We start from the raw sequence: 12,262 nt of genomic DNA, 5'->3' as shown, positions 1-12,262 counted from the left end.
GGCAAAAAAAGATCCTGGTCCCCCCACCGACTATCGAACTCTCAAGCCCTTGACGATCACCGCGACCGAATTGTCGATGTCGTCAAGATTCTCCAGGTTCGCGGTAACCAGATGCAGCCAGGACATGCCTGTGAGCATCGAGACGGCAACTTCCACCGCAGGACCGTCGACAATTTCCCCTGCGCTTACTGCTCTGGCGAATATCTTGCGCAAAGTACGTTCGCGGCGCGGTAGAAATTCTTCTCGGAATTCCGCAATGGCCTTTGAATCCAGCTGAATTTCAATGAAGAAACTGCGAAGGGTTTCCCCGGCGCTTGAAGACCGCCACCAACTCCAAAGCGAGCGTAAATGCTCAATCAGATCCTGTTCCAGATTCCCGGTGTCGGGGGAGGTGACGAACGTCAATGCGGCGCGCTCGTATACATCCCTCAACAAGGCGCCTTTGCTGCGCCACCACCGATAGATGGTCGGCTTGCTTGACCCGGCGCGCTCGACAAGTGCGTCCATGGTGAACGCTCGATACCCTTGCTCTTCAAGAATAGCGGCGGCCGCTTCCAGGATGGCCTCGGTGCTTTGCGGGCTGCGTACCGCGCCAATCGAGGATCGGCTGCGCGGTTTGGCAAGCGTGGACTTGGTGGTCTTTTGGGTCATGGGCTTGGCGATGCTCGAAATCGGCTTTTGAGTGACTCGTGAAGTCTATAGAAACCAGTAGTGTTTATACAAGGGCGTTTTTCCAGAGGCAACTTAGGGCGGAAGTAAATCCTCAGCTTTTTGCCTCAAGGCGTTGCTTAAAAAGCAATAGTCATTTGCGATTCAAGCGGATTGTGGCTCCGAAACCCTCAAGTTAGCGTCAATGCATCTTAGAAATTCATCAGACCTCTAGCGTGAGTTCAAGGCGTCCCGCGTCACCTGCCTGCCTCTCGGCTAATCATCATCCCACTCATTAAATTATGGACACTCCAATGTCGAAACTCTTCGAAGAATTCCGCTTGGGCGACACCACGCTCAAGAACCGTGGTCACCCGAATCGTCGGTGAATTCGCGCAAGCGGCCGAAAATGCGATCGAGGCGAGCTTTGATGGTGTGGAGATTCATGGTGCCAACGGTTACCTGTTCGAGCAGTTCATGAATCCATTGGTCAATGATCGTACAGACCAGTATGGCGCTGGTAAGTTGGCAAATCGTCTTCGGTTCACCCTGGAAGTCATTGACGCGGTGGTTGCCCGGATTGGGGCAGGCCGTGTGGGCATACGTATTTCGCCCTATGGGCAGCTCTTTGACAGTAAGCGGCTGGGCATCACAGGTTGCGCGACGGCCCCCAGTTATGCGGCAGCAACTCTGTAACTGCGCTCGGCAGCTGCGTCGGCAGGCGCGTGAGGACGTCCTTCAGGCAAGCATTTGGATCGTGCCAATCGAGCCTTGCCGACTGGATCAAACTCATGATCGCAACCGCGCGTTTGTCGCTGCGTAACGACCCCGAGAACAGCCTGTTCGCCTGTCCACGTGCCCTATGCATCCCTGCGACAGCAGCAGTTAACGCTCCCTGAAAATCGACTGTTGCTATTAGATAAACTCTGACTGTAGCTACCGCCATATCAATAGTTCGCTTATCGTCGTCGCTCAAGCTTACGGAGTGATGCCCATGCCGGATGCAGCCAATCTCTATCTATTCATTGTCGCCGCCATGCTCCTGTTAATCGTTCCGGGCCCGAACATGGCTTTTGTGACCAGCCATGCGTTGGCCCACGGTTGGCGTGCGGGCTTCGCTGCCGCTCTTGGTATTTCCTTCTCTGACTTGCTGATGACCGCTTTGGTTAGCGCAGGTATTGGCGCTATGGTAATGAGCTGGGCACCAGCGTTCGAAGTACTACGCTTGGCCGGGGCGTGTTATCTCATATGGATCGCCTGGCAAGCTTTAAAAACGCCAGCAGTGACTCAGGGCACTCAACCTCAGTTGGCTTCCTTGTGGAAAATCTTCGCCCGAGGCACCCTCAACAGCCTCTTGAATCCTAAGGCGCTTTTGTTCTTTATGGTATTCCTGCCTCAATTCGTCAGCGTAACAACCGGCGATGTTAGCCTCCAATTAATGTTCCTTGGAGCGCTGCTTGCGCTGATCGCGCTAATCTTCCATACCGTACTTGGGATGTGTGCCGGGCAGCTAAGAGGGAAACTGGGCAGCGGCAGGATCTCCAAGCGTCTGGGGACGTATGGTTTTGCTGGGGTGATGGCAGCGTTAGCGGCACGCTTGTTGTTTCTTGACCGCCCGCTTTGACGCAGTGCAGGACAGAGCGGGGGGACGCGCCCGGCAAATACACTCAAGCCCGCGCCCCCCGCGCTTACCATCCCAGGTTGCGGGTGCCACGATGAACCTCCCCAGTTCGACATTTCTGGATAAGCGTCCGCTCAACACACCTTGTGTAATGTAACCGTCCGGTGAAGGCGCCTACCTGTACTGAGCAGGATCTGCAATGAGGTGCAGTCGCCCCGAACCTCACCGCGCAACGGTCTAGATAGGATCCTGAACATTGCTGGCAGGGTCAGCTATGGATGCGTAGGACGTCCCAAGGTAAGGTACGGTCGTCACACTTGGGTTGATAAGGATTCGCCAAGCAGTGAGTAAGGATAACTTCACAAGGAATTGTCAGTGTACCCACCCGCGTTCCCCCATGACCCTATCACTCCTATTTTCCACAACGTTTACCTAGTTCATGGCAGCATCAGGATCGGCCCTGGAATGCGTATGAACCGAAACATGGTCATTGTCAAAAGTGGCGATGAATTGACCCTCATCAACCCGGTGCGCCTGAGCGATGCCGCACTTAGTCAGCTGGATGCGCTAGGTAATGTTCGCCATGTCCTGCGTCTAGGAGATTTCCATGGTCTAGACGATCGGTTTTACGTTGACCGATATCAGGCGGAGTTTTGGTGCCAAGCTCGACCTGAGACCTACAAGCTGCCTATTGGCACCCATGTGATCAGCGCAGGAGCGACGCCTCCGATGCCTGACGCAGAGTTCTTTGTATATGAAGCAGCCCAGTACCCTGAGGCGTGCCTTTTGCTGAAGAATCTAAAACTGCTCATCGCCACGGATAGCATTCAATATTGGGCCGACTGGAGTTACACGACCTTCCTTAGCAGATGCGTACTTCGAATGATGGGTTTTAAGCTGACGCTACTTATTGGCGGCCCTTGGCTGAAACGCGTCACGCCGGAGGGGGGCAGCCTTGCCGCCGACTTCGAGAGGCTTCTGAGGCTTGATTTCGAACATGTCGTAGGCGCTCACGGCCAACTCTTGCATGACGCAGCCAAACCTATGCTTGAAGCGGCAATTGCTAAGACATTGCCAGATTGAGCAGGCGATAGCTGGCTTCCGACAAGCGTGCGACCGAATCGCTCGACGTTAGTCAGGCCGGTATCCACCGATGCGGCAGCAGCTGCTCGATCTCACTCGCGCGCTGGGTTGGCAGCCGCATCGTCCGTCTGCCGAACCCACCTTCCTGATGCTTACGCTTAGGGCGATGGAGTCCATCTATTGAGATGCCCTCTCTCGTCGGGCAAACTCCGGTTGCCTCATTGGCCGATAACAGGAGTTTACGGATGCCATTTCCACTGACGGAACATAATGCCTTGTTGGCCCTAAAGGGCGTGGGGCCGGCCGTTATCGCTCGCCTTGAGCAGATGGGCATTGACTCGCTAGCTGTGCTCAGCAAAGCGAATGTTTGTGACATCCTGGCTCAGGCATCGGCAGCAGTGGGATCGACTTGCTGGAAGAATAGCCCCCAAGCTCGGGCCGCCATTAACGCGGCCATTGAGCTTGCGATGGACTCTCAGTTGAGCACACCTGGTGCGTAAAGCTGATCGCTTATTTCAATTGGTAAATCTGATTCGTGTCCATCAGCCAATCTCTGCTGAACGACTGGCTAGCCGAGTCGGAGTTTCCGTTCGCTCAATCTATCGATACATCGACGACCTTTCCTTCAGTGGAATCCCAATCTATGGTACCGCTGGCGTGGGATATGCCTTGGATGCCGATTTTGAGATGCCGCCTTTAACGTTGAACAAGCTCGAACTGGATGCATTGATGCTCGGGATGGAAATGCTTTCAGCTTCCGCCGATAACGAACTAAGTGCTGCTGCGGGGATGTTGTTGAGCAAAATCTCAGCGTCCATAGTCCATCACAAGGTTGACCCCAGCACGGCAAAAATCAGGGCACTTGGAGCAACACCTTCCTCAACGCGTGCCCATTTGGCAACCCTTCGAAATGCCATCGAAAACACTCAGGCGCTGAAGATAATTTATACCAGCTTGGACGGTGTGGTTTCGCAACGTCTCATTTCTCCCCTTGGCCTTTTCTACTGGGGAGGAAAGTGGACGGTTGGAAGCTGGTGTAGTGCCAAGGCGGCTTACCGCGATTTTCGGGTCGATCGCATAGCCTCCATCGCTATTGCCCAACAACCATCACCCGACAATCCTGCCCTTGATCTCCAAGCGTATATGAAGCACCAGGCAAGCCAGTGGAAAGCGATCACCACTACTGACACTACGCTGTCAGTATGAGGCACTGATAATTGGGACTCCCTAACACACAGAAGGTCATCCCTATGCAGCGCTCATCTCATGTACTCGAATTAGCCATTTTCAAGGTCAAACAGGAATGCGTTGCGCAAGTGCCTGTGCTCCGCGCAGGTCTTCGTGAAACGTTAAAGACCTTCCCTGGTTTGATCGAGTACCGCGCCTACTGCCCTATGAGCGACGACCGAATCTTCGCGGACTTAGCAATGTGGGACAGTCTTGAGAACGCACAAAAAGTGGCAAAGGCGTTCAACGATGGAGATCCGAGATTCTCTGAGTATATGCACGCTATTGAAAACCTGACGTTCATGAGCCACCTCGTTCCAGAGATGAGTTGACCCCGACGGACTGTCAGAGCAGGCAAGCGACACCGATGCCTTTGCTGTCAGGCATCGTTGTCGTCACTTCCAGTGTAAGTGTTCTCAGATCACCTATTGCTAGGTTCCGGGCTGCGAACTGACGTTATATGGTAAAACCGTTTCGAAAAAACGTATCGTCCGCCCTCACACCTTGCGTGACTAAACGGGCGTCCACCTATGCGGCAGTAACTCCGTAATTTCACTCGCCCGCTGCGTCGGCAGGCGCGTGAGGACGTCCTTCAGGTAAGCATATGGATCATGCCCGTAGTGCCATGCGGCTGCTGGATTTCAACGCAGATATTCGGTGATGCAGCTTGCGAATTTGCTCCGGCTAGCTTCATGGGTAACGGAATAAAAGCAGGTTGCAGCTCCGTGCTTTTTTGCGTTTGCAGCCGAATCCATTTGTGGACAAGGTTCGCATTGAGGCTATGGCTCAGCGCGACGCTGGCAATCGAGGCACCGGGCTGGTCGTACTCTTGAATGACCTGGACTTTGAAGGATTTGGAGTAGGAACGGCGTTGTGGCTGCATGAAATACCCGCTTAAAAGGCTAGAACTGGTGCCCACTTAAATTTAAGTGCACACCATGTCTTGGCTTTGCAGGGTTGGGTAGATGACTTGGGCGGACGGATACAAACTAACTCTCTACCTGGCCAACGAAAGCAGCAAGAACACGCCGGCTTTGCATCAGGGCTTCGAGCCTCTCTTCCAACCTTTCCAGTTCGTCACGCAAAGCAGAGCGCACTGCGGCGCATGGATGAAAACGAGGTGTATCGTCAATCATGCAAGGCAGCACCATACGAATGGTTTCCAGCCTGAGCCCTGCGCGGTTTAGCTGGCATATGGCGTGCGCTGTCCTTAAATCCTGATCGCTGTAGGACCGATACCCGGTGGTTGATCGTTGCGGGCAGAGCAGCGCTTGTTCTTCGTAATAGCGCAGCATTCGCTCGCTGGCCCCGGTCAGCCGAGACACCTCGCTAATTCGCATCGCGTTTTCCTTGACCTTCACAGTGCTGTCAGGGTTCAGACTGATGTCTTGTTTCCTGAAAAGAGTTGGTATTCCCAAATGATCAGTTTCCTGAAAGCTGCTTCGCTGACTTGCATTGTCGCCGTGTTTTGCATCTATGGTCTGCCGGCTACTGTCTCCAGCAAGCCCCTCATGCCAATTGTCTACATCCTTCATGGCTACGCAGCCTCCGCAGACGATCACTGGTTTGCGTGGCTTCAGAACAGCCTGGCCGAACGAGGTATCGAGGCACACATACTGTCTTTACCCGACTCGAGCCATCCGTCATCGAAAGCTTGGGCAGACTATCTCGACCAGACGATTACCCGCGAGGATCGTGAGACATTTTTTGTCGCGCACAGTCTTGGCTGTATCGCGCTACTCAGGTACTTACAGCGTCAGCCGGCGGGAACCCGGATCGGTGGGATGCTATTGGTGTCGGGCTTTTCCGCAAAGCTTCCCTCCCTCCCTCCCGCAACTTGATGACTTTGTCAGTCCCCCTGTGGATTACAACGCAATCATACAAAAAGTCGACAATCGTCGCGTGATCGCAGCCCAGGATGATCCGATAGTTCCTTACGCGTTAAGTGCCTCACTCGCCATACAGCTGAAGTCGCCTTTAACGTCAGTGGAGCATGGCGGTCATTTTCTGGCTTCTGATGGATTCGTGCGGATGCCGCAAGTGCTGGTGGGGCTGCTGCCGATGATCGAGCACTAGAGCTTGCACAATAAAATCCGGCGTCCGGAGAGCCTTGACGATTACGTCACTGAAACCAACCCAATGCGCGTTGTTTGTCTATGAACTCTGAACTGCATCCAGTCGAGTTGTAAGCAAGAGCGAGAGGTCCAGCTCAACGTCGAACTAATGTGGCTGACCGGGTGGAACGATCTCGACGACCTGAAGGCTGATGCCCTTGAGTCCGTTGACGCAACAATTGCGCGCAGGAATAGAGCGCGTCTTTCGTCGCTCAGTAGCTGGTGATGACGGTCTTGGGTACGAACCCCGCAGTGGAGGTGACGTTCGGGATCGCGCCACGGGGTTGTTTCAACAGGAAGGTATGGGGACACCTCACAGGAATGCTTAAATTGCCGCCCGCAATTCCCGTGGCGACAGACCATAGTGCGAGCGAAAGCGCACTGCAAAACGTGAGGCCGAGGCGTAACCGCAGGCAGCGGCGATTTCACCGATGGGGCGAGACGTGGTTTGCAACCATTGCAACGCCATGGCTAGTCGGACGTTTTCCAGAATGTTCCTGAAGCTGTCACCTTCATTGGCCAGTTGGCGACGCAAAGTCGATTCACCAAGGTTTAGCTGTTGTGCGACGCTTGCAACAGTCCATTCCCTGGCTGGGTTGCCCATTACTAGCTGCTGCACACGTTCGCAAAGTGGATCGTTGCGATTCATCAGTAGCGGGCCGGCCAGGCCGGAAAGGCCCAAGCTCAGAAGGACGGCCTCCCCATAGAGTGTGCGTAATGCGTCTGGGGCATTGGCACTGATGGAGGCCAATAACTGATCCCATGCCTGTGTTGTATGTCTATCCAGAAGGACACATAGGTCCGTCTTCAAGGCTCGACTACGATGACTCATGATCTGCTGGCCATATCGAGCGCTGAAGTTACGCAGTGTCGAGCTGGGAAAGGTCACTGCATCGGCGATGTAGTGACCGTAAAGGCCGGGGAGGTTGGAAATTCCCAGTTCGCACCCTGCCGGCATCAGCAATAGATGTTGTGGTCCTGCACGCATCTCCCGCTCGTCCCACTGCAACAGCTTTTCTCCATGCCGCACTCGACACAAGGTGGTAACGAATATCGGCACCCTTTGTAAGGTATGGGGCTGCCGAGCCCGGATTACGCAACCCTCGATGAAGTTTTCTCTGTGCTGGATGCTGGCAGGAGGGTGCATCGTTCCTAACGTCCGTAAGTGGAAGTGATTGTGGATTTGGCCAGGGTATTGGCATTAAGCATGTAGCCAACCAAGGCGCCGCTGGCCTGCTCGTCGAGCGGTAGCTTATCTACTTTCAATGCCCATACGGTGAATTGATAGCGATGGGGCTTATCCCCGACTGGTGGGCAAGCTCCACCAAATCCCGACTGACCATAATCGGTCCGCCCTTGTACTGCACCAATAGGCAGGTTCGACCCCACTCCTCTTGGCAAGCTGCTGGTTGAAGCAGGTATGTTGACCACAGTCCAATGCCACCAGCCGCTGCCGGTAGGCGCATCAGGATCGTAGACCGTGATCGCGTAGCTTTTAGTACCTGCAGGGGCGTTACTCCAGGAAAGCTCAGGAGAGGTATTCCCCCCCTCGCAACCGAAGCCTTGGAATACTTCAAGATTGGTCAACGGTCGGTTTTCAGCAATATCCCGGCTGGTCAGCGAGAAATCGGCAGCGTATCCGCTGAGTGCTACTGCCATAGATAGGGCCGGCAGGATTAATCTGATTTTCATTGCGATCTCATCTGCATCTTAGAGTGAAACCCGAGTCTAGGTAGATCAAAGGGTGGTTACTGTGCCGAAATGCTCGATAGCTGTGCCGAAACGCTCGATTAGTTTGTACTGGGAAACATCATTCGCCGGTTGCAGCGTGAAGCCAAACTCAGCCGCCCTTTGCTCGATGGGTTTAGGGAGAGCCGAGGTCTCCCTGATCATGTGCAACGGCGAAACGTTGCGTCTAACCCCTACCCATCGACGGTACTCGAGCGTTTATTACAAGCATGGCGCAATGGTACGAAGCTACAGACCCGGACGTGCCTGCTGACTATGGATGCTCGGTGTTCAGTCGGTGCAAACAGTCGCGACTTCAGCTCTGACCTTGAACACGCTCGCCGAGCCTCCTTCGACAAGAGCCGGTGATTCAAAACCAGCTCGAGTAGCTGAAACACTGACGAAACATTCCGGCCATATGATTCGCGTCACCGAAAGCTAGGAGGGTTGGAGATGAATCGGCCATCAAGAAGTATGCGCAAACTGCTCGACGCCGTTGCCACTAACAATGAGGCAGCGGCGCTTGATGTGATGCGTGCTGCCGAGCAGCTCCAAGATGAGGTGTTGCGGCAACGATTGCTTAATCTCATTCATCGGCTCAACCAAGACGCCAATGACTTGCGAATGGCGCGGGAGGATATCCAGGGCGGAGCCATCAAACTCGCGTGACCCGCATCCTCCACTTCTAAGCTCGTCCACCTAAGCCACGCATTGAGTGGCGCGATGAGCAGCTTTATCTAAATCCAGGTAGTGCGGGGGCGACGACACTTCCAGCTGCCTGTAACGCAGCGCTGCTTGAAACATCTGCAACCTCCATTAAGCCTCGATTGATTCACCTATTCGAGTGACTCGTATCATCAATGGTGAAAAGGACGACCAGATCACTCAGGTGTCATCAGCACCGCGAGCGTCATGTTGATGAACTCTTCGTTTCGGTCGATAGCGGCCAGAGCCCCGCGCACATTGTCGGCGACGTCACCTGATCCGCGTTGCTCGACCCGATTCGTAAGCTCCATGATGGCAGCCTCAAGGGCGAGTTGGTTTTGATTGATTTTAAATAGCGGGGAAGGGAGCAGGTCTGCATTCGACATTGTGATTCCTCCGCGGAAGAGGTCAGCGTAGCAGGAGGAAAAATGAGGTGGGACGCTTTCAGAAGGGCGGAGCACAATCTTGAGTCCGCGTGACCCAACCAGGCTGGAAATTGATCGCGGCTTTCCCGATGATGTAGTGCTCACGGGACACTCGGCATAGGTCAACATCGAAGTGGGGCATGCTCAACCTCTCCAGATACTCTCGCAACATTGCACTGAGTGTTGAGGGCCTCTTTTATAGGTAATTCACATCACTCAATGCTCATGGGCATGTGAATGGATGGTCAGGGCACCAGGTACCTTGGTGCGTTCGAGCCCCCCACGTTCCAGCCACCGGAGGGTCTGCTCATAGGCACGCTGCAGCAAAGACTCGGTCTGGTCAAAGTTGAACACCGAGACATCCACAGGGCACAAGGGCGGGACGATGTGCAGGCTGGTGAGAGTGCGGAAGTGTTCGATGTCGCTCACCAGTTGGCGCATGCTCATCAGATTGACGGTGTGCAGGGCTAAGGCGACCAGGCCTCGGGGCGGTTGTGTTAGGGCGCAACTCACCCCGGTGGGAATTACCACGACGTTGGTGGCTCCCAAGGCTACGGCAGTCGAAATAGGTGTATTGCTTGCCACGCCGCCGTCAACCAGGAACTGATCGGCGATTTGTACGCAGGGGAACACCAACGGGATGGCAGCGCTGGCCAGTAACGCCTGCTCAAGTTCGCCACTGGACAGAACCGTCTCGGCACCACTGAGCAGGTCGGTGGTGACGATGTGTAGGGGCAGCGCCGCATCCTCAATGCGATGAATGGGCAGTGCCTGATCCAGCAGTCGATTCAAGGCCGCCGGCTGCAACAGAAAACCACGCCGTTTGATCAGTCCTCTACAGGTATCGAGCCAGGACAGGGGAAAGATGTCCGTTTTACGTAGGCCCCGCCAGAAATTGGCGAGCGCCTCGACGCCTTCGGAATCGGGTCTTGCGGCAAAATAGGCACCGTTGATGGCGCCCACCGAAGCGCCCACCACCATGTCGCATCGAACGTTGGCCTCGACCAAGGCCCGCAACATACCCACTTGGACAGCACCCAAGCTGCCGCCGCCAGCGAATACGATTGCGGTATTGGTCGCCATGGTCGAAGTCTCTGTGCAGAAATGTATCGAATTAGTGTAGCTGGTGGCTCGGCGTTACTTCCGGGGGCTCGCCACATGATCGAGACGTCGCAAGCTTGGAGTTCCGGACGATACCGAATCCCAATGGAGCCGGGATCAATGCGTAACCATTTGGCGCTTGGCGTTTCGAAACGGGTGGATCATAGGCTTAGGGACGCACGACCTACATCATTCTGACGTGGTTGCTCGGCATTCAGCCGCGAACAAACAGCGTCTGCCTCCGTCCTGACCTTGAACACGCCATGCTTGCTAGCCGAGCCTCCTTCGACGAGATCAACGACCCTGTATTGCTTACTGCCATCGTCCAGTCTGGTGGTCTCGATCACCTTGAATCTTGGTTGCATGGTGCGTTCCCTGCTGAAGATTGTGTTCCAGGAGTACCGGTCTGACTCCATGATTTCAATAATTATGCAGGACTGAGCTGCGACAATTTATGACAGCGCGTCGTGACTCTCATTTCCCAAGCGCTGACGGCAAGCTGCAATGGAGCGTATAGCTCAACTGGATCAGTGCCACAGCGCTGCCAGGTTTCAATAGATCCGACACGGCCGTCACCCCGGACGAATTATCCCTGCTTGGTAGAGAAAATCGCTGGCATTTGAAGATGCCTGTAAATGGCCAAAAACCTCAGGCCGAAGGTGAAAATCAAAGCAATCCAACCGGCGATCCAGACCGACGGGAATATGTTGCGCAACACAACATACAGGGTGCATCCCAGCAAGATTGGCGTGGCATATATCTCACGTGACATCAACAATGAGACTCTTCCGGCCAGGACATCGCGTGCTATACCGCCTCCAATGCTGGTCAGCACGCCCATCATCACCGCCAAAGGCGCGGCAAGGTGGAATGCCAATACTTTCTCAGTAGCAGCCAGGCCGAACAGTGCAGCGGCCAAACCATCGAGATAGAGCAGCAGGCGATAACGTCGTTGTAATCTTTTAGTCAGAAAAAACGCCAACAGCGCAGCAAAAAAGGCGGCCCAAATGTAATTGAAATCGGCAATCCAGAAGATCGGTAGACCCAGCAGCAGATCTCGTAGGGTGCCACCACCAATAGCGGTGATGATGCCGAGCACCACAGCACCGAACAAATCGACATCGGCTTTTTGGATAGCCAGCACACCGGTTATTGAAAATACGGCAATGCCTAGCATTTCCTGAAAATAAAGCATCCTGTGTTCCTTTATCGGGTTACCAATCGCCCAACTATGTTGAGACAGTAGCCCAAGATGGGGAAATCGCTTTTTCGGGCACCTGGGCTGGAAGGCGCGGGGCATGTCGCCGCTGTTGGTGCAGGTGTCAGCAATGTGCGAGTAGGGGATCGCGTCGCCTAAGCGTGTTTTTTTGTACTAGGCTAGTGCAGCAGACTGGGCTGATAGATTTTTGGGAAGGGAGGGGAACTGCTGCTTATCGGTACAACGCAGCTCTTCTGCGACATCGACGGCTTCCCCCAGTATCAGTAAATTCGTTGGAACTGTGAATCGCGGCAAGCGCTGCTTCTTAACGATAGCCTTGCAGTGACCCCATACACCACGTCGGCGGAAGACGTGTTGATGGCAATGGCACTGCCTACATGATGAAGGGGGC

17 protein-coding genes and 3 pseudogenes are annotated in these 12,262 nt (G+C 54.5%); 10 read left to right on the top strand and 10 right to left on the bottom strand.

Annotated elements, in window-relative coordinates:
* Positions 1 to 30: 30 nt before the first annotated feature.
* Complete coding sequence (locus AC07W5_RS16500) at positions 31 to 651, bottom strand: TetR/AcrR family transcriptional regulator (protein ID WP_494991642.1); 621 nt, start codon at positions 649 to 651, stop codon at positions 31 to 33.
* A 366-nt stretch (positions 652 to 1,017) separates the two neighbouring features.
* Between AC07W5_RS16500 and AC07W5_RS16495 the strand changes: the two are divergent.
* A pseudogene (locus AC07W5_RS16495) lies at positions 1,018 to 1,281 on the top strand (oxidoreductase); the annotation flags it as partial.
* 16 nt (positions 1,282 to 1,297) lie between these two features.
* On the opposite strand, the pseudogene AC07W5_RS16490 reads toward AC07W5_RS16495, so the two are convergent.
* Positions 1,298 to 1,507 (bottom strand): annotated as a pseudogene (locus AC07W5_RS16490) (transposase domain-containing protein); the annotation flags it as partial.
* 135 nt (positions 1,508 to 1,642) lie between these two features.
* Here AC07W5_RS16490 and AC07W5_RS16485 point away from each other — a divergent pair.
* The 5 genes from AC07W5_RS16485 to AC07W5_RS16465 all read left to right on the top strand — a co-directional run bounded on the left by AC07W5_RS16485 (position 1,643) and on the right by AC07W5_RS16465 (position 4,911).
* A complete protein-coding gene (locus tag AC07W5_RS16485; protein ID WP_495023818.1) occupies positions 1,643 to 2,272 on the top strand; it encodes a LysE family translocator in 630 nt (209 codons plus the stop codon).
* 468 nt (positions 2,273 to 2,740) lie between these two features.
* On the top strand, positions 2,741 to 3,352 hold the full coding sequence (locus tag AC07W5_RS16480) for a hypothetical protein (RefSeq protein ID WP_495023817.1): 612 nt from the start codon (positions 2,741 to 2,743) through the stop codon (positions 3,350 to 3,352).
* A 245-nt stretch (positions 3,353 to 3,597) separates the two neighbouring features.
* Positions 3,598 to 3,852 carry a helix-hairpin-helix domain-containing protein gene (locus tag AC07W5_RS16475; RefSeq protein ID WP_495023816.1) on the top strand — a complete coding sequence of 85 codons (255 nt, stop codon included), beginning with the start codon at positions 3,598 to 3,600 and terminating at the stop codon, positions 3,850 to 3,852.
* Positions 3,845 to 4,558 (top strand): helix-turn-helix transcriptional regulator, encoded by a 714-nt coding sequence (locus tag AC07W5_RS16470; protein ID WP_494991638.1) that lies wholly within the window; start codon positions 3,845 to 3,847, stop codon positions 4,556 to 4,558. The genes AC07W5_RS16475 and AC07W5_RS16470 overlap by 8 nt, the downstream gene beginning before the upstream one ends.
* Positions 4,559 to 4,602: 44 nt before the next feature.
* Positions 4,603 to 4,911, top strand: a complete 309-nt coding sequence (locus AC07W5_RS16465) for a hypothetical protein (protein ID WP_494991637.1) — start codon at positions 4,603 to 4,605, stop codon at positions 4,909 to 4,911.
* Positions 4,912 to 5,091: 180 nt separating this feature from the next.
* Here AC07W5_RS16465 and AC07W5_RS16460 read toward each other — a convergent pair.
* From AC07W5_RS16460 to AC07W5_RS16450, 3 genes and pseudogenes are all read right to left on the bottom strand, one after another.
* Positions 5,092 to 5,196: pseudogene (locus AC07W5_RS16460) on the bottom strand (transposase domain-containing protein); the annotation flags it as partial.
* A complete protein-coding gene (locus tag AC07W5_RS16455) occupies positions 5,172 to 5,462 on the bottom strand; it encodes a transposase (RefSeq protein ID WP_495023815.1) in 291 nt (96 codons plus the stop codon). The pseudogene AC07W5_RS16460 and the gene AC07W5_RS16455, both read right to left, overlap by 25 nt.
* Positions 5,463 to 5,568: 106 nt before the next feature.
* Positions 5,569 to 6,114: a MerR family transcriptional regulator gene (locus tag AC07W5_RS16450; protein ID WP_495023814.1), complete on the bottom strand. Its 546-nt coding sequence runs from the start codon at positions 6,112 to 6,114 to the stop codon at positions 5,569 to 5,571.
* Between AC07W5_RS16450 and AC07W5_RS16445 the strand changes: the two genes are divergently transcribed.
* Positions 5,998 to 6,420: an RBBP9/YdeN family alpha/beta hydrolase gene (locus AC07W5_RS16445; protein WP_495023813.1), complete on the top strand. Its 423-nt coding sequence runs from the start codon at positions 5,998 to 6,000 to the stop codon at positions 6,418 to 6,420. The genes AC07W5_RS16450 and AC07W5_RS16445 overlap by 117 nt on opposite strands.
* A complete protein-coding gene (locus AC07W5_RS16440) occupies positions 6,359 to 6,655 on the top strand; it encodes an alpha/beta hydrolase (protein ID WP_495023812.1) in 297 nt (98 codons plus the stop codon). Before AC07W5_RS16445 ends, AC07W5_RS16440 begins: the two co-directional genes overlap by 62 nt.
* Positions 6,656 to 7,018: 363 nt before the next feature.
* On the opposite strand, the gene AC07W5_RS16435 is transcribed toward AC07W5_RS16440, so the two are convergent.
* Both AC07W5_RS16435 and AC07W5_RS16430 read right to left on the bottom strand, forming a co-directional pair.
* Positions 7,019 to 7,840: a helix-turn-helix transcriptional regulator gene (locus AC07W5_RS16435; RefSeq protein WP_495023811.1), complete on the bottom strand. Its 822-nt coding sequence runs from the start codon at positions 7,838 to 7,840 to the stop codon at positions 7,019 to 7,021.
* A gap of 5 nt (positions 7,841 to 7,845) precedes the next feature.
* Positions 7,846 to 8,385: a kinase inhibitor gene (locus AC07W5_RS16430; protein WP_495023810.1), complete on the bottom strand. Its 540-nt coding sequence runs from the start codon at positions 8,383 to 8,385 to the stop codon at positions 7,846 to 7,848.
* Between the two features lie 489 nt (positions 8,386 to 8,874).
* Between AC07W5_RS16430 and AC07W5_RS16425 the strand changes: the two genes are divergently transcribed.
* Positions 8,875 to 9,090 (top strand): hypothetical protein, encoded by a 216-nt coding sequence (locus AC07W5_RS16425; protein WP_494991632.1) that lies wholly within the window; start codon positions 8,875 to 8,877, stop codon positions 9,088 to 9,090.
* A gap of 212 nt (positions 9,091 to 9,302) precedes the next feature.
* On the opposite strand, the gene AC07W5_RS16420 is transcribed toward AC07W5_RS16425, so the two are convergent.
* The 3 genes from AC07W5_RS16420 to AC07W5_RS16410 form a co-directional block, all read right to left on the bottom strand.
* The gene (locus tag AC07W5_RS16420) at positions 9,303 to 9,512 is read right to left on the bottom strand and encodes a hypothetical protein (protein WP_495023809.1); all 210 of its coding nucleotides are present in this window, start codon (positions 9,510 to 9,512) and stop codon (positions 9,303 to 9,305) included.
* 255 nt (positions 9,513 to 9,767) lie between these two features.
* Positions 9,768 to 10,634: a patatin-like phospholipase family protein gene (locus AC07W5_RS16415; RefSeq protein WP_494991624.1), complete on the bottom strand. Its 867-nt coding sequence runs from the start codon at positions 10,632 to 10,634 to the stop codon at positions 9,768 to 9,770.
* A gap of 604 nt (positions 10,635 to 11,238) precedes the next feature.
* Positions 11,239 to 11,847, bottom strand: a complete 609-nt coding sequence (locus tag AC07W5_RS16410; protein WP_495023808.1) for a trimeric intracellular cation channel family protein — start codon at positions 11,845 to 11,847, stop codon at positions 11,239 to 11,241.
* 57 nt (positions 11,848 to 11,904) lie between these two features.
* Here AC07W5_RS16410 and AC07W5_RS16405 point away from each other — a divergent pair, with 57 nt between their 5' ends.
* The gene (locus tag AC07W5_RS16405; RefSeq protein WP_495012320.1) at positions 11,905 to 12,009 is read left to right on the top strand and encodes an alcohol dehydrogenase catalytic domain-containing protein; all 105 of its coding nucleotides are present in this window, start codon (positions 11,905 to 11,907) and stop codon (positions 12,007 to 12,009) included.
* Positions 12,010 to 12,262 lie beyond the last annotated feature (253 nt).

Source organism: Pseudomonas sp. GW821-FHT01E05, from assembly GCF_059422425.1.
The sequence above is the reverse complement of the archived record's forward strand: the minus strand, read 5'-3'. Positions and strand labels throughout refer to the sequence as shown.

What these genes read in the sequence shown, in the direction of transcription:
- AC07W5_RS16500 (WP_494991642.1), bottom strand. Translation starts at nt 651, where the DNA reads ATGACCCAAAAGACCACCAAGTCCACGCTTGCCAAACCGCGCAGCCGA.
- AC07W5_RS16485 (WP_495023818.1), top strand. Translation starts at nt 1,643, where the DNA reads ATGCCGGATGCAGCCAATCTCTATCTATTCATTGTCGCCGCCATGCTC.
- AC07W5_RS16480 (WP_495023817.1), top strand. Translation starts at nt 2,741, where the DNA reads ATGAACCGAAACATGGTCATTGTCAAAAGTGGCGATGAATTGACCCTC.
- AC07W5_RS16475 (WP_495023816.1), top strand. Translation starts at nt 3,598, where the DNA reads ATGCCATTTCCACTGACGGAACATAATGCCTTGTTGGCCCTAAAGGGC.
- AC07W5_RS16465 (WP_494991637.1), top strand. Translation starts at nt 4,603, where the DNA reads ATGCAGCGCTCATCTCATGTACTCGAATTAGCCATTTTCAAGGTCAAA.
- AC07W5_RS16455 (WP_495023815.1), bottom strand. Translation starts at nt 5,462, where the DNA reads ATGCAGCCACAACGCCGTTCCTACTCCAAATCCTTCAAAGTCCAGGTC.
- AC07W5_RS16445 (WP_495023813.1), top strand. Translation starts at nt 5,998, where the DNA reads ATGATCAGTTTCCTGAAAGCTGCTTCGCTGACTTGCATTGTCGCCGTG.
- AC07W5_RS16450 (WP_495023814.1), bottom strand. Translation starts at nt 6,114, where the DNA reads ATGAAGGATGTAGACAATTGGCATGAGGGGCTTGCTGGAGACAGTAGC.
- AC07W5_RS16435 (WP_495023811.1), bottom strand. Translation starts at nt 7,840, where the DNA reads ATGCACCCTCCTGCCAGCATCCAGCACAGAGAAAACTTCATCGAGGGT.
- AC07W5_RS16430 (WP_495023810.1), bottom strand. Translation starts at nt 8,385, where the DNA reads ATGAAAATCAGATTAATCCTGCCGGCCCTATCTATGGCAGTAGCACTC.
- AC07W5_RS16425 (WP_494991632.1), top strand. Translation starts at nt 8,875, where the DNA reads ATGAATCGGCCATCAAGAAGTATGCGCAAACTGCTCGACGCCGTTGCC.
- AC07W5_RS16420 (WP_495023809.1), bottom strand. Translation starts at nt 9,512, where the DNA reads ATGTCGAATGCAGACCTGCTCCCTTCCCCGCTATTTAAAATCAATCAA.
- AC07W5_RS16415 (WP_494991624.1), bottom strand. Translation starts at nt 10,634, where the DNA reads ATGGCGACCAATACCGCAATCGTATTCGCTGGCGGCGGCAGCTTGGGT.
- AC07W5_RS16410 (WP_495023808.1), bottom strand. Translation starts at nt 11,847, where the DNA reads ATGCTTTATTTTCAGGAAATGCTAGGCATTGCCGTATTTTCAATAACC.
- AC07W5_RS16405 (WP_495012320.1), top strand. Translation starts at nt 11,905, where the DNA reads ATGGGGAAATCGCTTTTTCGGGCACCTGGGCTGGAAGGCGCGGGGCAT.